The 18,670-nt window shown below is 67.5% G+C and carries 17 protein-coding genes and 1 pseudogene; 12 read left to right on the top strand and 6 right to left on the bottom strand.

Annotated features, from left to right (window positions below):
- Nucleotides 1–7: 7 nt before the first annotated feature.
- From ACLJRL_RS20520 to ACLJRL_RS20500, 5 genes and pseudogenes are all read right to left on the bottom strand, one after another.
- Nucleotides 8–1,273, bottom strand: coding sequence for a helix-turn-helix domain-containing protein (locus ACLJRL_RS20520; protein WP_410657829.1), 1,266 nt, complete (start codon nt 1,271–1,273; stop codon nt 8–10).
- A gap of 82 nt (nt 1,274–1,355) precedes the next feature.
- Nucleotides 1,356–1,976: pseudogene (locus tag ACLJRL_RS20515) on the bottom strand (3-methyladenine DNA glycosylase); the annotation flags it as partial.
- Complete coding sequence (locus ACLJRL_RS20510; RefSeq protein WP_410657828.1) at nt 1,973–3,016, bottom strand: hemolysin family protein; 1,044 nt, start codon at nt 3,014–3,016, stop codon at nt 1,973–1,975. The pseudogene ACLJRL_RS20515 and the gene ACLJRL_RS20510, both read right to left, overlap by 4 nt.
- Entirely contained in the window at nt 3,013–4,371 is a 1,359-nt protein-coding gene (locus ACLJRL_RS20505) for a hemolysin family protein (protein WP_410657827.1), read from the bottom strand. The genes ACLJRL_RS20510 and ACLJRL_RS20505 overlap by 4 nt, the downstream gene beginning before the upstream one ends.
- A 168-nt stretch (nt 4,372–4,539) precedes the next feature.
- A complete protein-coding gene (locus tag ACLJRL_RS20500; protein ID WP_410657826.1) occupies nt 4,540–5,136 on the bottom strand; it encodes a TetR/AcrR family transcriptional regulator in 597 nt (198 codons plus the stop codon).
- A 209-nt stretch (nt 5,137–5,345) separates the two neighbouring features.
- Between ACLJRL_RS20500 and ACLJRL_RS20495 the strand changes: the two genes are divergently transcribed.
- The 5 genes from ACLJRL_RS20495 (at nt 5,346) to pip (ending at nt 9,563) form a co-directional block, all read left to right on the top strand.
- Nucleotides 5,346–5,738 (top strand): hypothetical protein, encoded by a 393-nt coding sequence (locus ACLJRL_RS20495; RefSeq protein WP_410657944.1) that lies wholly within the window; start codon nt 5,346–5,348, stop codon nt 5,736–5,738.
- 2 nt (nt 5,739–5,740) lie between these two features.
- Complete coding sequence (locus ACLJRL_RS20490) at nt 5,741–6,367, top strand: DUF3558 domain-containing protein (protein ID WP_410657825.1); 627 nt, start codon at nt 5,741–5,743, stop codon at nt 6,365–6,367.
- The gene (locus ACLJRL_RS20485; RefSeq protein ID WP_410657824.1) at nt 6,364–7,725 is read left to right on the top strand and encodes a hypothetical protein; all 1,362 of its coding nucleotides are present in this window, start codon (nt 6,364–6,366) and stop codon (nt 7,723–7,725) included. Before ACLJRL_RS20490 ends, ACLJRL_RS20485 begins: the two co-directional genes overlap by 4 nt.
- Before the next feature lie 24 nt (nt 7,726–7,749).
- A complete protein-coding gene (locus ACLJRL_RS20480; RefSeq protein WP_410657943.1) occupies nt 7,750–8,481 on the top strand; it encodes an ESX secretion-associated protein EspG in 732 nt (243 codons plus the stop codon).
- Nucleotides 8,482–8,657: 176 nt separating this feature from the next.
- Complete coding sequence (pip, locus tag ACLJRL_RS20475) at nt 8,658–9,563, top strand: prolyl aminopeptidase (RefSeq protein ID WP_410657942.1); 906 nt, start codon at nt 8,658–8,660, stop codon at nt 9,561–9,563.
- Nucleotides 9,564–9,628: 65 nt separating this feature from the next.
- Here pip and ACLJRL_RS20470 read toward each other — a convergent pair whose 3' ends face one another.
- On the bottom strand, nt 9,629–10,816 hold the full coding sequence (locus ACLJRL_RS20470; RefSeq protein ID WP_410657823.1) for a Glu/Leu/Phe/Val dehydrogenase dimerization domain-containing protein: 1,188 nt from the start codon (nt 10,814–10,816) through the stop codon (nt 9,629–9,631).
- A 173-nt stretch (nt 10,817–10,989) separates the two neighbouring features.
- Here ACLJRL_RS20470 and ACLJRL_RS20465 point away from each other — a divergent pair, with 173 nt between their 5' ends.
- The 7 genes from ACLJRL_RS20465 (at nt 10,990) to ACLJRL_RS20435 (ending at nt 18,655) form a co-directional block, all read left to right on the top strand.
- On the top strand, nt 10,990–11,913 hold the full coding sequence (locus tag ACLJRL_RS20465; RefSeq protein ID WP_410657822.1) for a LysR family transcriptional regulator: 924 nt from the start codon (nt 10,990–10,992) through the stop codon (nt 11,911–11,913).
- Nucleotides 11,914–12,043: 130 nt separating this feature from the next.
- Complete coding sequence (locus tag ACLJRL_RS20460; RefSeq protein WP_410657821.1) at nt 12,044–13,309, top strand: glutamate-cysteine ligase family protein; 1,266 nt, start codon at nt 12,044–12,046, stop codon at nt 13,307–13,309.
- The gene (egtB, locus tag ACLJRL_RS20455) at nt 13,306–14,658 is read left to right on the top strand and encodes an ergothioneine biosynthesis protein EgtB (RefSeq protein ID WP_410657820.1); all 1,353 of its coding nucleotides are present in this window, start codon (nt 13,306–13,308) and stop codon (nt 14,656–14,658) included. The genes ACLJRL_RS20460 and egtB overlap by 4 nt, the downstream gene beginning before the upstream one ends.
- A 5-nt stretch (nt 14,659–14,663) precedes the next feature.
- Complete coding sequence (gene egtC / locus ACLJRL_RS20450; protein WP_410657819.1) at nt 14,664–15,446, top strand: ergothioneine biosynthesis protein EgtC; 783 nt, start codon at nt 14,664–14,666, stop codon at nt 15,444–15,446.
- Nucleotides 15,443–16,420, top strand: coding sequence for an L-histidine N(alpha)-methyltransferase (gene egtD, locus ACLJRL_RS20445; RefSeq protein WP_410657818.1), 978 nt, complete (start codon nt 15,443–15,445; stop codon nt 16,418–16,420). The genes egtC and egtD overlap by 4 nt, the downstream gene beginning before the upstream one ends.
- 46 nt (nt 16,421–16,466) lie before the next feature.
- Complete coding sequence (locus ACLJRL_RS20440) at nt 16,467–16,889, top strand: nitroreductase family deazaflavin-dependent oxidoreductase (protein WP_410657941.1); 423 nt, start codon at nt 16,467–16,469, stop codon at nt 16,887–16,889.
- Nucleotides 16,890–17,047: 158 nt separating this feature from the next.
- A complete protein-coding gene (locus ACLJRL_RS20435) occupies nt 17,048–18,655 on the top strand; it encodes an alpha/beta hydrolase (RefSeq protein ID WP_410657817.1) in 1,608 nt (535 codons plus the stop codon).
- Nucleotides 18,656–18,670: the final 15 nt, after the last annotated feature.

Raw genomic sequence — 18,670 nt, 5'->3', positions numbered from 1 at the left:
GTCTGTACTAGTTGATTCGGCGGATCTCTTCGGCAAGGTCTGTCATGTCCCGTGTGCCGTACTTGTAGGCTGCTGATTTCAACGGAGCCAGCCGAACAGCCTTGCGGCCACTCTGTACCCCTGAGATGAGAGTCAGAGCCTTACGGCCCGTCTCAACGGCCGTGTCTCCTGAACCAGCCTCTAGGTAAGCATGTGCCAAGGTTGCATGCTCGAACGCTGCTGAACGTGATCCAGGCTTACGCTGCTTGAGACACGTGGTGAGATCCTTGATAGCAAGATCTGGGGAAGTCACGACCTGAGCTTGTCCAGTAACAGCGAGAATGTCTGTCTGGTTGAAGAAGCTCATCATGTCTTCATACTCACGCTCAGGCTTCACCTGTCCATAGGATTCCCATGTATGGCCGATGTAACGTTTGATGTGCTGCGTATCCCTATCCTTAAGACGACTGACAGCCCAAGCAGAGTGAGCAGCAAGACCAGCGTTGTACAGGTTGGATTGAATCTTGCTCGCAGGTACTACGGCAAGCTGATACAACTTCAAAGCTTGCTCTGCTTCACCAAAGTGCATCTCAGTCTTACCCGCACTGAACAAGGCTCGGCACTTGCCTAGCTCATCGTTGTACTTACCGGCTATCTCAAGAGCGGTAGAGAAGTGCGACATAGCTAGGTCATAGTCCCGCTGGTCTGTAGCGCACCAACCGGCAAAGCTATTAATCCAGCCCTCCATGGGTGCAAGCCGAGCACGAACGGCTTCGGACATGTCTGCCCGGAGAATCCTTTGAAGCTGCCTGATCAAAGCTTGAGCGGGTACGAGCTGCCCTGAAACCTCTTGCTCCAACCTTTGGATAGCTAGGAAGTACTTATTGAAAGCTACGGCGTCATTAGTGCCGATACGATCAAACTCAGGACTTGGCTCTAGTAGATAGTTCACATGCTCGTATGACTCATCACCGATCATCCGGGCTATTGAGTGCTTGATGAGATCAGGCACAGGGGCATCCGGGCGCGTACCGACAGACCAGCCAAGACCCATACGACCAAGGGGGATCTTCAAGCCTTCTGCGATGCGCTCAAGTACAGCCACACTCATGACCTTGCGACCATGGATGATTGCCGAGATCTCACCTTGGCGCATACCCGTGATGTCTGCCATGCCTCGCTGAGACCAACCACGATCCTTGAGCGCTAGCAAGATGGCTTGCACGTCCCGCGTTGCCAGCATGGTCGTGTACTCGGACCGGTACCAGTTGGGGAGCGCAGGGTGATCAGCCATGCGAAGAGAGTACATCGTGACCAGCGACCCAATCGAGTAACAGCAGGTCAGGAGCTTAGAGCGAAGTAGGTACTTCGCGTGTAAAGTAGTCCATGTTGGCGTGCAGGCAGCCCGGCTGCTCGAACTCGGCCTGGTTCTCCCGCGCCGGCCGGAGGGTGTTGCGCGGCCTGGCGGGCTCGGTGAAGAACCGGAACGCGTCGAAATGCCCGCACCGGATCTCCAGCGACTCGACGACGTCGTCCGTTTCGGTCGAACCGAGCCGCAGCGGAAGTTGTGAGTGACGAACCTCATTTGCGGGCTCTTGGTAAACCATTGCCCATTCATGAAGGCCGAAACAACTCAGCCTCGGCGCGCGCGACGCCGTCGCGGCCAGCAGCCGCTCGACGAACTCCGCCGTCTTCGCCCGGCCCTCGGTGAACCCGGCCGGATCCAGCATGACGCCGTCCGGGGTCTCGACGTAGCCCTTCCGCTCCAGGAACCGGTGCGCGGACGGTCCCGCGAGGACGACGTCGGGCCCAGGTTGCCAGCGCTCGACGTGTCCCGGGCGGTGCGAGTAGTAGGTGAAGAGGAAATCCAGCACCGGATGCTTCTCGCCCCGCGAGCGACGGCGCTGGTGTGGAGTCGTCCAGCGCCGCATCCGCGCGACGTGGTCGTCCTCCCGGGCCCGCCAGGCGGGCTCGGGAAGGACGATCAGGCCGGTCATGACATGACGTGGGTGCCGTCGCGGACAGTTCCCACGTATTCCTCGACGAGGTCTTCCAGCGCGACGACCCCGATGGCGTCTCCGGCGGAGTTCAGCGCCCTCGCCAGGTGACTGCCTTCCTTGCGCATCGCCGACAACGCCTCGTCGAGCCGGGCCTCGGCCCGCAGCTCGGTCAGCGTGCGCGTCTTGTCCGACGGCACGGGGGTCGACGGAGACTCGCTCACGATGTCGAGGACGTCCTTGACATGGATGTAGCCGGTCAGGGATCCGTCGTCGGCGCACACCGGGAAGCGGGAGAACCCGGTCGAGGACACCGCGCGTTCGACGTCGCCCAGCGTGGGCGAGCAGGGCAGCGTGGTGAGCTGCGCCGTCGGGACCAGGACGTCTGCCACCGTCTTCTCCACCGACGACAGCGTCTTGCTCAGCCGCTGGTGCTCGGACTGCTCCAGCAGCCCCTCGCGCCGCGATTCGCTGAGCAGTTCGGCGAGTTCGTCGGAGGTGTAGGCGGTTTCGAGTTCGTCCTTCGGCTCGACCTTGAACAGCCGCAGCAGCGAGTTCGCCACGAAGTTCAGCAGCCAGATGAACGGGTTGGCGATCTTCACCCAGCCCACGTGCACCGGGACCAGCCACAGCGCCAGGCGCTCCGGCTCGGCGATCGCGAGGTTCTTCGGCACCATCTCGCCGATCAGGACGTGCAGGATGGTGATGAACGCCAGCGCGATCGCGAACGAGATCGGGTGCAGCAGCACCTCGGGGATCCCGAGGTGCTCGAAGAACCCGGCCAGCTGATGCGCGATCGCCGGTTCGCCCAGCCGTCCGAGCAGCAGCGAGCAGATGGTGATGCCGAGCTGTGCGCCCGCGAGCATGAGCGAGACGTTCTTGCTCGCGTTGATCACGATCCGCGCGCGGGTCTTTCCCTGTTCCAGCAAGGCTTCGAGCCTGTCGCGCCGGGAAGAGATCAGGGTGAACTCGGCGCCGACGAAGAACGCGTTGGTCAGCAGCAGCACCACGACGAGGAAGATGTTGAACCAGTCGTTCATCGGGCGGGCTCCTGCTCGGGCATCACGGCGAGGTCCGCGGTGTTGCCGCTGACCCGGCGGACCTCGACCTCGGCGATCCGGAGCCGGTCCATTCTGGTCACGGTGAGGCGCCAGCCCTCGAGATCGGTGGCGGCGCCGGGGGAGGGGATCAGGCCGAGCCGTTCGAGGATCAGCCCGGCGATGGTCTCGTAGTCGCCGTCGGGCATCCGGAAACCGGTCTCGTCGGTGACCTCGTCGGCGCGCAGCTGACCGGAGACCAGCCAGCTGTCCTCGCTGACCTGTTGCGAGACAGGCGCTTCGCGGCCGTCGTGCTCATCGCGGACGTCGCCGATGATCTCCTCGACGACGTCCTCCAGCGTCACCAGCCCGGCGGTGCCGCCGTACTCGTCGACGACGATCGCGAGCTGGAAACGGGAGTCGCGCAGCCGGTTGAGCAGCGAGTCGCCGGGCAGCGATTCGGGCACCGTCGGGATGGGGCGCATGACCGAGCCGATCCGCACCGTGGCGCGCTGCGCGGCCGGGACGGTGAACGCCTGCTTGATGTGCACCGCGCCCTGCACGTCGTCGAGATCCTCGGTGTGGACCGGGAAACGCGAGAAACCGGTGCGGCGCGCGATCTCGACGAGGTCGTTGATCGTGTCGTCCACGGCCAGCGATTCGAGCTGGACGCGCGGCGTCATCAGCTCGTCCGCGGTCCGCTCGCCGAAGCGCAGCGACTTGTCCAGCAGTTCGGCCGTCGAGGTGTCGAGCGTGCCGCTTTCGGCGCTCGAGCGCACGATCGAGCCGAGTTCCTGGGGCGAGCGGGCCGACCGCAGTTCCTCCTGCGGTTCGACACCGAACTTGCGGACCAGGAAGTTCGCGCTGTTGTTCATCATGGTGATGAGCCAGCGGAACAGGGACGAGAACCGCGAGTGGTACCCGGCGACGGCACGCGCGGTCTGCAGCGGCCGGGCGATCGCGAGGTTCTTCGGCATCATCTCGCCGAGGATCATCGAGAGCGACGTCGCGAGGATCAGCGCGACGGCCAGGGAAACGCCGTTCGCGACGGGCTCGGAGAGGCCCATGCCGGCGAACAGCGGGTGCAGCAGGTCACCGATGACCGGTTCCGCGAGGTAACCGGTGATCAGCGTGGTGATGGTGATCGCCACCTGCGCGCCGGAGAGCTGGAACGACAGCGTGCGATGCGCCTTCTGCACGGTGTGCGCGCGTTTGTCGCCGACCTGGCGGACGTTCGCGTCGACGGTGCTGCGCTCGAGCGCGGTGAGCGAGAACTCAGCGGCGACGGCGAGACCGGTGCCGATGGTCAGCAGGAGGAACAGGAGAATGCCGAGAACGGCGAACAGGACTTCCATCATTCCGCACCGGCCGGAAAGTCGGCGGGAAGGATGTCCATGGGAGAGCCGGGTGTGCCACCCGGCTCGATACTGTCACCAGGTGACTGCGCGTCGCGCACGAAAAGAGTCACTCCTCAATCGGGAAAAGCCAACAAGAGACCGCCGCTGTCCTGCGGCGATGGATCAATCTTAACGCGTTCCCCCACCTGCGCGGGCGCGGTGCCGCCGCACGCTCTCCTCGACCAGGTCGAGGACGGGGCCGAGATCGTCTCCAGGCAGTCCCATCGCGAGGTGGGAGACGAGCCCTTCCAGGACGAGTTCGAGGTACGCGGTGAGGACGTCGACATCGACGTCGTCGCGGAGGATCCCGGCGTCACGCTGGCGCAGCAGGCGGCGGCGGGTCGCGGCGGTCAGCTGGTGGGACCGCTCGGCCCAGCGGGCACGGAACTCCGGGTCGGTCCGCAGCCGCCGCGAGACCTCCAAACGGGTGCCGAGCCAGTCGGCGGGGTGCTCGCTGCGGTTCGACAGCAGATCACGCATCACCTGGACGAGGCCCTGTTCGGCGACGACGTCGGCCATCCGCACGGCGTCGTCCTCGGCGAGCGCGAGGAAGAGCGACTCCTTGTCGCGGAAATGGTGAAAGATCGCGCCGCGGGAAAGTCCTGTGGCATCCTCGAGCCTGCGGACGGTGGCGCCCTCGTAGCCATAGCGGGCGAAGCACACGCGGGAGCCGTCGAGGATCTGGCGCCGGCGTGCGTCGAGGTGATCCTGGCTGACCCGTGGCATCCTGAGATCCTGTCACCGCGAACCCGGTTAATGCAATCCGTACGTACGTACTGTGACCAGTTCGCGGGAACTTCACGAGGCCGGGGAACCCGGCGACCTCGACACGCGTCCGACTGCTCTGCCGGATCGGCTGACACGCCGTCCGACACTTGGCTACGCTTTGTCCATCACGGTGCGTGAATGCTGAGGGGAAGGTGCGGGGCGTGGAGATGATCGGCGATGCCGCCAGTGCGGTAAAGGCCGTCTGGGGTGACCTCTTCCCGACGCCGGAGCCGACTGTGTACGGCGGAGGCGGCGGTGGGGGCGGCGGCTTCGAGATGAGCCCCGAGGAGCTGAAGACCGTCATCGGGCTTTGGCAGGACGAGCTGAAGAAGGTCGTCGACGACGGCGACAAGATCAACCGCATCGTCTCGGATCTCATGCCGCCGGGGCAGGACGAGGTCAGTTCGAGCTATGTGAACTCCGGTATCGACTCGCTGCTGTCCCTGCAGAAGCAGAACGAATCGATGAAGGCGTACATCGAGGGCTACATCGCCAAGCTCGAAGTCGCCCGTTCGAAGACGATGGCCACCGAAGCGGCCAACACCCTGCGCACGACCTGAGGATGCCGAACGTGTTGAGGAATCGCGCCGCCCTGGCGGCGCTCGTGCTCGTTTCCGCCGCGGTCGCCGGCTGCACGGGGGAGAACCCCGGCACGCCGACGCTGACCCCGGGAACTTCTCCGTCCTCGGCGTCGTCCGCCGCGCCGGAGGACCCGAACGTCCCGAAGGTAGCGATTCCGCTGGACGCTTCGGCGTACGTCGGTGACGCCTGCAAGCTGCTTCCGGCCGCCGCGGCGGCGGAACTGGGGTTCACCGAGCCCGGCGAATCGAAGAACGATACCAGTAATCCGGCCTGCAGCTGGGGGGTCCGCGGCAAGGCCGACTCGCTGCAGATCATCCTCGGCAGTGGCAACCGCGAGAAGGGCATGGGCGGTCTGGCCGGCCTGCACAAGGCCAAGAAAGCCGGGCAGTTGAGGTTCCTGGAGCCGGGCCCGGACGTCGACGGCTATCCGACCGTCTACTACGGAATCCAGGACCGGCGAGCGGGCGGCAACTGCGACCTCGCGGTGGGCGTCGCCGACGATCTGGCGATCAACACCAACGCCGGGGGCTACGACAACGAGCAGGATTCGTGTGAGACCGCGCAGAAGCTCGCGTCGGCCGTGCTCAAGACACTCAAGGGGGCATGAGGGTGGACGGCAAGCAGATCTTCGAGAACTTCACCGAGGGCGACACTCGAAATCTCCGTACCGCGTCTGATCGCGTCGCGGAGCTTTCGAACGCCTACGTCGACCGCGGCCTGAGCATCAAGGGGCTCCAGGAGCGGATGAAGGCGTCCTGGACCGGCGCTTCCGCGGACGCCGCGAACGCCGGAGCCGGCCCGTTGGAGCAGGCCTTCCGTGAGACGGCGGATCCCCTCTTCACGACCAGGGAATCGGTCACCGCGCAGGCCGACAGCTTCGACGAGTCGGGGCATACCGTCGTCCCGGTGCCGGACAAGCCGGAGAAGCCGAACCCGTGGACCACCGGCCTCAAGGGTGCGATCCCGATCGCCGGGCCGTTCATGGTCAACAACGACATCAAGAACTACCAAGAGGGTGTCGCGAAGCACGAGGCGGCGAACCAGAACAACGTCCGCGTGATGGACCAGTACGACTCGGTCACCAGCAACACGCGGTCCGCGCTGCCCACCGACTACGGCGTGCTCAAGTCCGACGGCGCGAACGTCAGCGTCACGACCGGTGGCGGTCCTCCGCCGATCAAGCCTCCTCCGTGGCCGGTGAAGCCCCCCAAGAAGGGTGGCGGTGACGACGAGGACGACAGCACCGAGACCAGCGGCACGAACAACAACGACAACAACCAGAACCAGAACCAGAACAAGCCGGGTGTCGGTGAAGACCGCCCGGTGAACCCGAACAAGCCGGGTGTCGGTGAAGACCGTCCGGTGAACCCGAACAAGCCCGGCGACGGCATCACCACGCCGACGAAGAAGCCGGGCACCGGCGACACGACGCTCCCGACCGGCGTCGGCAAGCCCAAGCCGGGGCAGAACACCGAGATCCCGGGCAGGGGCACCGGCCGGACTCCGGGCGAGACCAGCGACCTCATCGGTATCAACAACGGTCTCGGGCCGAACAACTCCGGTCCCGGCGGATCCGGGCAGAACCAGACTGGCACCGGGAGCGGCCGCGGCCTTCCCGGCCAGGGCAGTGCCGCCGGCAGGCTTCTCGGCGGTGAAGGTGGCCCTGGAGGCGGTCGTGGCGGTGGCCTCGGCGGCCCTGGCGGCGCCGGTTCCGGTGGTCTGGGTGCGGGCAAGGGCAGTGGCATGGGTGGAATGGGCGGCATGGGCGGCGCCGACCACCTCGCGGGTGGTCGTGGCGCCGGTGGGCGTGGCGGCGGCCAGATGGGGCCGATGGGCGCGGGCGGAAGGCGTGGCGAAAGCGACGAGGACGACGAGCACCAGCGTCCCGACTTCCTGATCGAGGCCGACCCCGACGCGATCTTCGGTACGGACCAGCGGACCAGCCCGCCGGTCATCGGCGAGTAGAGGATGACGGTCAGAACGGGCCGGGTGGACGTCCCGGTCGATGCCTTGGCGGTGCTCGCCGAACGCGAACGCGTCGGCGAGCTGCACATCACGCTGCGCCCGGAGCCGCGCTGGATCTCCAGGACCGCACGGGCCGAGGCGGAGAAACAGGTCGACACCGCCTTGGCGCAGGCCGGCTTGACCGACACTCGCGGCCGGGCATCGGTCGACTTCCTGGACTGGTTGCCGGTGCTCACGAAGCCGGCGATCGAGTACTACGGCTGGGTGAACGCCGGCGACCAGACCTACGGCGTCCTGGCGGCTTCGCTGGGTCTGCAGGCGGTGCTGGCGGTGTCGTCCGGCGACTGGGTCGGGCTGCAGGAGATCGACCGCCGCTTCCTGCCGGAGTCGCTCATCGAGCAGTTGCCCCCGGTTCCCGCCGGTGGTGGCCGGCTTCGCACGGTTCGCGCGTACGAACTCGAGGAAGCGGCACGGCGTGGCCCGGACACGCACTCCCTGCCGCCGGTCATCTCGGACATCGTCAGCCTCGTCCAGCGGCCGGTCGAGGGGAGCGGAGAGCTCTACGCGGGTAAGCGGGACGAGGTCGGCAGGCACGTCTCAGGTGAGGATCCGTTGCACTTCGCCGACACCGACTGGGGTCGCTACCTCAGCTACACCACCGGGCACGGTCACGATGCCGTGGTCCACATCGGCCCCGCGGGACCGACCGAACTGGCGGACGCGCTCCGCCACATCTCCGGCCTGCTGGGCAGCTAGACACACAAGTACGTGAAGGCCCCCTTCCTTGCGTTAGGCGCAAAGAAGGGGGCCTTCCCGTACTTGGTCCCGGGCATTCTTCCGGACTATTGTGACAGCGCTGTTGTAATGCTGGCGGGTCTGGGAGGACGAACGTGACACGGCTGTATCCGGAAATCGAACCGTACGACCACGGGATGCTCGACGTCGGCGACGGGCACCTCGTGTACTGGGAGGTCTGCGGGAATCCCGACGGCAAGCCGGCGGTCACGCTGCACGGCGGCCCGGGAACAGGCTGCAGCACCGGGCTGCGCCGCTACTTCGACCCGGCCGAGTACCGGGTCGTGCTGTTCGACCAGCGTGGCTGCGGCCGGAGCACACCGCACGCGGGCGAGCCCGAAGCGGACCTCTCCGCCAACACCACCGACCATCTGGTCGCGGACATGGAACTGCTGCGCGAGCACCTCGGCATCGAGAAGTGGCTGATCTTCGGCGGTTCCTGGGGTTCGGTGCTCGCGCTGGTCTACGCCGAGCGGTATCCGGACCGGGTCTCCGAGATGGTGCTGATGGGCCTGGCCACCGGACGTCGGCGCGAGACCGATCTGCTCACCCGCGGCCTCGGCGGCGTCTTCCCCGAGGCATGGGCGAGGTTCCGTGACGGCGTTCCCGAAGAGGATCGGGACGGCGATCTGGCCGCGGCGTACCTCAAGCTGCTCAGGGACCCCGACCCCGCGGTGCACGAGAAGGCGGCGGCCGAGTGGTGCACCTGGGAGGACGCGGTCATCCCGACTTCCCCGCCGTACAAGAGCTTCGAGACGCCGAAGTTCCGGCTGGCCTTCGCCCGGCTGGTCACGCACTACTGGAGCCAGGGGTCCTTTTTGGACGAAGGCGTGGTCCTGCGGGAGGCCAAGACGCTGGCCCACATCCCGGCGGTGCTCGCCGAGGGAAGCCTCGATCTGAGCAACCTCATCGGCACCCCGTGGGAACTGGCGCACGCCTGGCCGGGCAGTGAACTGGTGGTCGTCGACGAGGTCGGCCACAGCACCCAGGACGAGCCGATGCGCGACGTCCTCATCGGCGCCACCGACCGCTTCGCCTCCTGAAGACGCGCGTGAAGGCCCCCTTCCCTCGGCTCAGCCGAGGGAAGGGGGCCTTCACGCGCAGAGCGTCAGGGAATGACCAGCATCGGCGCGGTCTCCGGGGCCGTGGCGTCCGAACGGGTGGTTTCGGCGAGCCGGAGGCCGGTGGTGCGCGGCGAGATCCGGTCGAGGTTCCACGAACTGAGCAAGAGCGCCACCTTCGCGCGCATCTCGGTCCGCAGCCGCAGGAACGAGTCGGCCGGGTCGGCGCCGACCTCGCCCAGCAGGAGCCACCAGGCCCACGCCGCGGCGCCGGCGTTGGCGACGAAGTCCGGGATCACCGGGATGCCGCGCGCCGTCAGTCCCGCCTCCGCGTCGGGCGTGGTCGCCGCGTTGGCCGCCTCGATGACGACCTTCGCCTTGACCCCGCCCTGGTTCGCGGCGCGCAGCGCGTAGGAGATCGCCGCCGGGACGAAGATGTCGACGTCCATCGAGACGATCTCGTCGCGGGGGAGCAGCCGGACGTCGGCCGGAAGCCGGGTGCGGTCGATCTCGCCGTACGCGTCGCGCAACTCCAGCAGAGCCGGGATGTCGAGGCCCTCAGGCCGGTACAGCGTGCCCGCCGCGTCGGCGACGGCGACGACGCGCATGCCGGCTTCGTGCAGGTACCAGGCGGCGCCGCCGCCCATGGTGCCGATGCCCTGCACGGCGACGGTGGTCTTCGGGACCGCCCATTCCCATGCGTCGGCGACGCCGAGGCAGGCCTGCGCCACGCCGTAGCCGCCGACGACGTCACCGAGCAGGAGCCCGCCGGGAACCGGGGTGGTCAACCCGGCCTGGACGCGCCGCAGGGTGTGCGCCGGATCGGCCGAACGGCGGATCGCGGCGTGGTACGACTGCTCGAGCCCCAGCTTCGCGAACACCTCGTCGATCAGGTGCTGCGGCACTCCGAGGTCCTCGGCGGTGACCCAGTGGTTGTCGATCCACGGCCGCAGGAACGCGCAGAACCGTTCCAGTACACCGAAAGCGCGCTCGTCCTTCGGATCGAAGTCGATACCGCCCTTGGCCCCGCCGACCGGCAGGCCGAAGGTGGCGGTCTTGTTCGCCATCCCCCTCGCGAGGTCCTCGACCTCGGACATCGTGCAGCCCGCGCGCATCCGGGTCCCGCCGGTGGCGATGCCGGAGACCAGGCTGTGCACTACGAGGTAGCCGGTGGCTCCGGTGACGGGGTCGGTCCAGATCAGCCTCATCAGCGGTTCGGCGTTCCTCGCGGCCATGCGGCCACCTCCTTCGGGTTTAGGTCGGTGTTCCTGCGCCACCTCCGAGGGTGCGCCCAGGTGGGCACAGCCGTCCATTTACCGAATCTGAACGATGATGTGCAGAAAAACTGGTGTAACGCTCCTCGACGCGTCATCCGGCACCCGTCCCCGCACCCGTTTACGTTGGAGACATGGAGCTTTCGTTGCACCGCCTGCGGATGCTCCGCGAGCTGAGCAGGCGCGGCACCGTCACCGCGGCCGCCGCTTCGCTGCACTACACCGCCTCGGCGGTGTCGCAGCAGCTGGCGCAGCTGGAGCGGGACGTGGGCGCGAAACTGTTCGAGCGGTTCGGCAGACGGGTCCAGCTGACCGAACTGGGGCTGCTGCTGACCGAGCACGCCGAGGAGATCCTGGGCTCGGTCGAGCGGGCGACGCTGGCGCTGGAGGAGGCGCAGGCGACCGTCTCGGTGCGGCTCATGGCCGGGGTGTGGGCCTCGGTCGCGTCGGGACTCCTGCCGCACGCGCTGGCCGCGCTCGCGAACGACCATCCGGGGATCCAGGTCCGGACCCGCGAACTGGCGCCCGAAGACACCGCCGACGCCGTCCGAGACGGCGAACTGGACCTTTCGTTCGTGATCGACTACTCCGACGCGCCGATGCCGTGGGACGCCGGGCTGGAGCGCGCGGTGATCGCGGTCGAACGGCTGCACGCCGCGGTGCCCGCCGGTGCCGTGCCGTCGGGCAGCGCGTCCCTGCCCGAACTCGCCGAACACCCGTGGATCCTCGCCAGCCCGAAGAGCCACTTCGGGCGCGCGGTGCGCACCGCCTGTCATCGCCACGGATTCGAGCCCAAGATCAACCACGAGGTCGAGGAGCAGTCGACGGCGATGGCGATGGTCCGCGCCGGGCTCGGCGTCACGCTCGTCTCCGACCTCGGGCTCGGGCTCCGGCCGCCCGGGATCGACGTCGTCGCGTTGACCACACCGTTGCTTCGAACGGTTTCGATCGCTTACCGGACGACGTCGTCGCGCCGCCCGGCCTTGCAGCTGGTGATCGAGGCGGTCCGGAATGCCGCGGCGGCCCTGGGCCTGGGCACCGAGCCCGCTTTGCCCTGAATCGTCCAGTCCTGAGGGGTGGTCCGGGAATCCTGCCGAGCAAGAACGGACCTGAATTTGTCGGACCCCGCGTGTAGCGTCCGAAGTCAAGGTTTCTCAGGTATCGGACTACCGACTGGACGGCGGAAAGATGACTACTGTTCATGATTTCCCCGAGAAGTCCGGGAGCGCGTCGAACGCGACGGCGAAGGTCCTTTCGGACCGCGCCGAAGGTGAGGCGTATGTGGCTTCCGTGTGCTTCAAACACGGGCCACCGAGACTCCTCGGCGTAGAGCTGGAATTCACCGTGCACTACGCCGATGACCCCGCCCGGCCCCTCGATCCCGACGATCTGGCCACCGCGCTCGGCCCGCACACCCCGCGGACGTTGCGCCCCGACAGCCCCGCCCTCCCGCTTCCGGCAGGTTCACCGCTGAGCCTCGAGCCCGGATGTCAGGTGGAGATCTCCGCTCAACCACAGACCACGCTGCGCCACCTGGACGCCGTCGTCTCGGCCGATCTGGCCCACCTCGAATCCCTTCTCACCGCCCGAGGCCTGTACCTGGGCGAATCCGGGATAGACCCTTATCGCGCGCCCGTCCGCAAACTGGGCACGCCTCGCTATGCCGCGATGGAACGCCGTTTCGCCCCGATCGGTCCCGGGGGAGCGGCGATGATGTGCAGTACCGCCGGCCTGCAGGTCTGTGTGGACACCGGCGAGGCGGGGGACCTGACGGCCCGCTGGTCCGCCGTCCACGCGCTCGGTCCGCCCCTGCTGGCGACGTTCGCCAACTCGCGTGTCCACGCGGGACGCGACACCGGCCACGCGTCCTCTCGCTGGCTGGCGGTCATGGGGACCGAAGCGGCCCGTACCCGGTCGGGCGAGGCCGCCCGTGATCCCGCCGGCGACTGGGCACGGCGGATCCTGGATACCCCGCTGATGGTGCTGCCGAGGCAGGACGACGACGATTGGGACGCGCCCGAGTCGCTGACGTTCGCGGACTGGATCGACGGGCGCGGCGACGCGGCCGGGTTCGGCAAGCCGACCGAGGACGACCTCGCCTACCACCTGACGACGATGTTCACCCCGGTCCGGCCACAGGGCTACCTGGAGGTCCGCTATCTGGACGCGCAACCTGCCGCCAGGTGGCTGCATCCGGTCGCCCTGCTGACCGCCCTGCTCGCGCGCCCGTCCACAGTGGACAAGGTGCTCGAGCTGTGCGAGCCGGTGGCGGGCGAATGGGAGTGTGCGGCCCGGTTCGGCCTCGCCGACCGGGCGATCGCGGACGTCGCCAGTGAGGTGGTGGATCTCGGTTGCGCCGAACTCGGCACGACCGGCCTGCCACCGGAGACCATCACGGAGATCGGCGAGGGCGTGCAGGCCCTCGTGCACGGATCGAGGAGTTACCAGTCATGAGCGTGGAAAGCACCGAGGTCGACCCGCTTCGCGCGCTGAGCCCGCAAGATCTGCGGGCGCACGCGGCGGAGGCACTCACCAGGGCCCGTGAACGCAGCGTCGCGCTGACCGACGCGGTCGACGACGAGGACCTGGTCCGCCAGCATTCGAAACTGATGTCGCCACTGGTCTGGGACCTGGCGCATATCGGCAGCCAGGAAGAACTCTGGCTGGTCCGCGACGTCGGCGGGCGGGAGCCGCTGCGACCGGACATCGACGACATCTACGACGCGTTCCAGCACGCCCGTTCGGTCCGCACGGAGCTGCCGCTGCTGGGCCCGGAGGAAACCCGCGAGTATGTCCGCCAGGTGCGGGAGAAGTCCTTCGACATCTTGGAAAACGTTCCGCTGGAAGGCAGGCGGCTCACCGAAGACGCCTTCGCTTTCGGCATGATCACCCAGCACGAGCAGCAGCACGACGAGACGATGCTGGCCACCCACCAGTTGCGCCAGGGTGAGCCGGTGCTGCACGCACCCGCCCCGCCACCGGCGCGATCCGGACGGCTGCCGGCAGAGGTCTTCGTACCGGGCGGCGTCTTCACCATGGGCACGTCGGCCGAGCCATGGGCGCTGGACAACGAGCGCCCGGCGCACGAGGTCGCGGTCGACGCGTTCTTCCTCGACACCACGCCGGTCACCTGCGGGGCCTACGCCGAGTTCCTCGACTCCGGTGGCTACCAGGACCCGAAGTGGTGGAGTGAACGCGGCTGGGCGTACCGCAGCGAACACGGCATCACCGCGCCGCGGTTCTGGAAGCGGGAGCAGGACGGCTGGTGGCGTACCCGGTTCGGCGTCTACGAGAAACCCTCCGCCGCCGAGCCGGTGGTCCACGTTTCGTTCTACGAGGCCGAGGCGTACGCGGCTTGGGCGGGCAGGCGCCTGCCCACGGAACCGGAATGGGAGAAGGCCGCCCGGTTCGACCCGGCGACCGGCCGTTCGCGCCGGTTCCCTTGGGGCGACGAGGAACCCACTCCCGACCACGCCAACCTCGGGCAGCTTCACCTGAAGCCGGCGGAGGCGGGCGCGTACCCGGCTGGGGCGTCACCGCTGGGAGTGCACCAGCTGATCGGCGACGTCTGGGAGTGGACCAGCAGCGGGTTCGAGGCGTACCCGGGATTCGCCGCGTTCCCGTACAAGGAGTACTCCGACGTGTTCTTCGGCGGGGACTACCGGATCCTGCGCGGTGGCTCGTTCGGCACGGACGCGGCGGCCATCCGCGGCACGTTCCGGAACTGGGATCACCCGATCCGGCGGCAGATCTTCGCCGGGTTCCGCTGTGCCCGGGACGCACGACCGGGTGAGGTGGCCTGAACGGCATGTGCCGTCACCTCGCGTATCTCGGCGAGCCACGCTCGCCCGCCGAGCTGATCTTCCATGCCCGGCATTCCCTGCTCGTGCAGTCCTACGCCCCGGCCGACATGCGGGGCGGCGGCTCGGTCAACGCGGACGGGTACGGCCTCGGCTGGTACGCCGAAGGCCGGGAACCGGTCCGTCTCCGCCGGTCCGCTCCCTTGTGGACGGACGGCGACCTGCCCGCGCTGGCCGCGTCGCTGCGGTCGCCTGCCTTCATGGCGGCGGTCCGCAACGGCACGACGGGGATGCCGGTGGTCGAGGCGGCCAACGCGCCGTTCACCGGCGACGGCTATCTCTTCAGCCACAACGGAGTGGTGAAGGGGTGGCCCGGCTCGATGGCCGAACTCGCCGCGAAACTGCCGATCACCCGCCTGCTGACGCTGGAGGCGACGACGGATTCGGTACTGCTGTGGGCTTTGCTGCGTGAGCGGCTCGAAGCGGGCGAGGATCCGCTCGCGGCCATCAGGTGGCTGATCGGCGTCGTCGAGGAAGCCGGGCCGGGTTCGCGGCTCAATCTCCTGCTGACCGACGGCCGGACGCTCATCGGTACCGCGTGGACGCATTCCCTGTCCTACCGGGACATCGGGAGTGGTGTGGTCGTCGCCTCGGAACCGTGCGATGACGACCCGGAGTGGACTCCCATCCCCGAACGCCACGCCATCCGGGTCACCGGAGCAGGCGTGGAGATCCTTCCCCTTGAAGAAAGCACTGTCCTCGAAGCCGATCGGAGCCCTGAGGCGCGATGACCGAAGTCGATCTCGACCATCACCGCAGCGAGTCGGACGTCACCGAGCAACTGCGCGCGGACGTCCGGACCGGACTGGAAGCCGAGCAGAAATGGTTGTCGCCCAAGTGGTTCTACGACGCGCGCGGCAGTGAGCTGTTCGAAAAGATCACCGCTCTGCCCGAGTACTACCCGACCCGCAGCGAGCGGGAGATCCTCGCCGCCCGCGGAACGGAGATCGCGGCCGGCTCGGGGGCGCACACCCTCGTCGAACTCGGTTCCGGGTCGAGTGAGAAGACCCGGCTGCTGCTGGACGCGTTGTCCGGGCACGGCACGCTCAAGGAGTTCGTACCGCTCGACGTCTCCGAATCCGCGCTCGCGGAGGCCGCCGAGGCCATCTCGGCGGACTACCCGGCCCTCGAAGTCCGCGGCGTGGTCGGGGACTTCACCCAGCACCTCGACCTGCTGCCGGGTGACCGGCCGCGGCTGGTGGTGTTCCTCGGTGGCACGATCGGCAACTTCCTGCCCGCCGAGCGCGCCACCTTCCTGAGGTCGGTGCGTGAGGTGCTCGACGAGGGGGAGTGGCTCCTCATCGGGACGGACCTGGTCAAGGACCGGGAAACGCTGGAGCGGGCCTATGACGACGCGGCCGGCGTCACCGCCGAGTTCAACCGCAACGTCCTGCACGTGATCAACAACGGCCTCGGCGCCGATTTCGATCCGGCCGCGTTCGACCACGTCTCCTCTTGGGACGAGGAGAACGAATGGATCGAAATGCGCCTTCGCGCCCGCGAGTCGCTGACCGTCGACATCCCGGGCGCCGACCTGAAGGTGAAGTTCGCCGAGGGCGAGTACGTGCGCACCGAGATCTCCGCGAAGTTCCGGCAGGAGGGAATCGCCGCAGAACTGGCCGAAGCCGGTTTCTCGGTGGAGAAATGGTGGACGGACTCGGAATCGCGCTTCGGGGTGAGCCTGGCAAGATCTGTGCGTGGCTAACCCTCTGAGGCTTCTCGCTCGCGCGCTCGGCACGAAACCGTGGCTGATGCAACTCGCGGGCGGGATCATCTGGGTCGACAAGAAACTCCATCGGCTGTTCAAGGGGAAGGTGAGCCTGGTCGCGCTGGCCGGGCTCCCTTCCCTGCGGCTGACCAGCACCGGCCGCAAGAGCGGCCTGCCCCGCGATACCAACCTCCTGTACTTCCCGCACGAGGAGGACTTCGTGCTGGTCGGCTCCAACTGGGGGAGACCGAACGATCCCGCCTGGACGCACAACCTGCGCTCGCGGCCGGAAGCCGTCATCGCGCTGGCGGGCAAGGAGATCGAGGTCCTGGCCAGGGAACTCGAGGGCGACGAGTACGCCGCGATGTGGAAGCTGCTGCTGGACTTCTGGCCGGGTTACGCCATGGAGGAAAAGTCCGCTCGCCGTGTGTTACCGATTTTCGTATTAGAGAGAACCACTCGATAGGTTCGTACCATCCTTTCGGACGGTGACTGGGTAACCGGCTTGTGCGAGGCTCCCTGAGTGTTAACGCGCCGTGACGCCGGCGGTGCGCCGAGCGACATGTTCGCAGCATGTCGCCAGCTGAGGGAGGACTCGTTTTGCCGAGATCCACAAGGAGGCCGGTGCGCGGTCTCGCACTGGTAGGGGCACTCGTGGCCGGCGCCGCGTTGACCGGAATGCCAGGCACGGCGCTCGCCGTCCAGGACGGCGGGCCACCCGCCGCCCAGGTCGGGGCGACCGCGCCGGTGAACTGGGGCGCCTGCACGGCGGACCAGGTTCGCGGCGTTCCCGCCGACCAGGTCAAGCTCTACAGCTGTGCGCGCTACCGCGTGCCGATCGACCACGACAACGCGGCGCTCGGCACGATCGACATCGCGATGCTGAAGCGGGCGGCGAAGACGCCGGACAAGAAGATCGGCTCGCTGTTCCTCAACCCGGGCGGCCCCGGCGGCTCCGGGTTCCGGATGCCCATCGGCGCGACCAACTACTTCCAGCCGCAGGTGCTGGACCGGTTCGACCTGATCGGGTTCGACCCGCGCGGTGTCGGCGCCAGCAACCCGCTCAAATGCTTCACCACGCAGGAAGACGCGAACGACGTCTTCGGCGCGCAGGTCCTCGTGCCGCAGTCGCGGCAGGAGATCTCCGGCACGCTGGCCTCGTACCGGGACTACGGCCAGTTCTGCAAGAACAACGCCGGTGCGCTGCTCAACCACATGTCCACCAAGGACGTCGTACGCGACCTCGACAAGATGCGGGCGGGCGTCGGCGACCAGAAGCTGACCTTCGTCGGCTTCTCGTACGGGACCCTGATCGGGTCGACGTACACGGGCATGTTCCCGAAGCAGAGCCGCGCGATCGTCATCGACGGCAACGTCGACCCGGCACTGCGCACCAGTGACGGCGTGCAGTACGACCGGGAACGCGCTCGCGGGTTCGAGATCGCGCTGGACGGCTTCCTGCGCAAGTGCGCCCAGGTCGGGCCGAAGTGCTCGTTCAGTCCGGGCACACCGCGGGAGAAGTTCGACGAGATCCGCGACCACCTGCGCCAGCAGCCGATCAAGCTGCCGGACGGAAGCAGCTACGACCTCAACGCGTTCACCAGCACGGTGGCCGGGGTGCTGTACTCGCCGACGTCGTTCCCGCCGCTGGCGGACGACCTGCAGGCGCTGCACAACTTCCTCCACCCGCCGGCGGCGCAGACGGCACAGGCCCTCCAGCTGAAGGTGCTCCGTTCGGGTGCGAACGGGCGGGCCGACGCCGACCCGGACAGCCCGTACACCGGTGACGACTCCTACTTCGCCGTGAACTGCTCGGACAAGAAGATCACGATCAAGCAGGAGAAGGTCCCCGAGATCGCCGCGAAGTGGGAGAAGGAATCGCCCACTTTCGGTCGCTACCAGGCGTTCTCCGATATCGCGGGCTGCCCGGTGTGGCCGGCGAAGAAGCCGGACGTCTACCGCGGTCCGTGGCAGGCCAAGACCGACACCCCGGTGCTGGTCGTGGGCAACTACTACGATCCGGCGACCCAGTACCTGTTCTCGAAGCGGATGGCCGACCAGCTGGGCAACGCGCGGCTGCTCTCGGTCGACGCCTTCGGGCACTGCATCCTGGGTGACTCGCTCGGCGTGGACAAGGTGACGGCCGACTACCTGATCGACCTGAAGATCCCGGCCAACGGGCAGGTCTTCCAGCCGAACGTCCAGCCCTTCGAAACCGCCCCCAGCCCTTAAACCTGGGCGTTGGTC

The organism is Amycolatopsis sp. lyj-112 (assembly GCF_046549055.1).
Classification (GTDB): Bacteria; Actinomycetota; Actinomycetes; order Mycobacteriales; family Pseudonocardiaceae; genus Amycolatopsis.
This window is presented reverse-complemented; position numbering and strand designations above follow the sequence as displayed.

Bases quoted from the DNA above. Each gene is read 5' to 3' on its own strand.
- ACLJRL_RS20520 (WP_410657829.1), bottom strand. From the start codon at position 1,273: ATGGCTGATCACCCTGCGCTCCCCAACTGGTACCGGTCCGAGTACACG.
- egtD (WP_410657818.1), top strand. From the start codon at position 15,443: ATGACCGAAGTCGATCTCGACCATCACCGCAGCGAGTCGGACGTCACC.
- ACLJRL_RS20465 (WP_410657822.1), top strand. From the start codon at position 10,990: ATGGAGCTTTCGTTGCACCGCCTGCGGATGCTCCGCGAGCTGAGCAGG.
- egtB (WP_410657820.1), top strand. From the start codon at position 13,306: ATGAGCGTGGAAAGCACCGAGGTCGACCCGCTTCGCGCGCTGAGCCCG.
- ACLJRL_RS20440 (WP_410657941.1), top strand. From the start codon at position 16,467: ATGCAACTCGCGGGCGGGATCATCTGGGTCGACAAGAAACTCCATCGG.
- ACLJRL_RS20500 (WP_410657826.1), bottom strand. From the start codon at position 5,136: ATGCCACGGGTCAGCCAGGATCACCTCGACGCACGCCGGCGCCAGATC.
- ACLJRL_RS20470 (WP_410657823.1), bottom strand. From the start codon at position 10,816: ATGGCCGCGAGGAACGCCGAACCGCTGATGAGGCTGATCTGGACCGAC.
- pip (WP_410657942.1), top strand. From the start codon at position 8,658: ATGCTCGACGTCGGCGACGGGCACCTCGTGTACTGGGAGGTCTGCGGG.
- ACLJRL_RS20490 (WP_410657825.1), top strand. From the start codon at position 5,741: ATGCCGAACGTGTTGAGGAATCGCGCCGCCCTGGCGGCGCTCGTGCTC.
- ACLJRL_RS20505 (WP_410657827.1), bottom strand. From the start codon at position 4,371: ATGATGGAAGTCCTGTTCGCCGTTCTCGGCATTCTCCTGTTCCTCCTG.
- ACLJRL_RS20510 (WP_410657828.1), bottom strand. From the start codon at position 3,016: ATGAACGACTGGTTCAACATCTTCCTCGTCGTGGTGCTGCTGCTGACC.
- ACLJRL_RS20460 (WP_410657821.1), top strand. From the start codon at position 12,044: ATGACTACTGTTCATGATTTCCCCGAGAAGTCCGGGAGCGCGTCGAAC.
- ACLJRL_RS20495 (WP_410657944.1), top strand. From the start codon at position 5,346: ATGATCGGCGATGCCGCCAGTGCGGTAAAGGCCGTCTGGGGTGACCTC.
- egtC (WP_410657819.1), top strand. From the start codon at position 14,664: ATGTGCCGTCACCTCGCGTATCTCGGCGAGCCACGCTCGCCCGCCGAG.
- ACLJRL_RS20485 (WP_410657824.1), top strand. From the start codon at position 6,364: ATGAGGGTGGACGGCAAGCAGATCTTCGAGAACTTCACCGAGGGCGAC.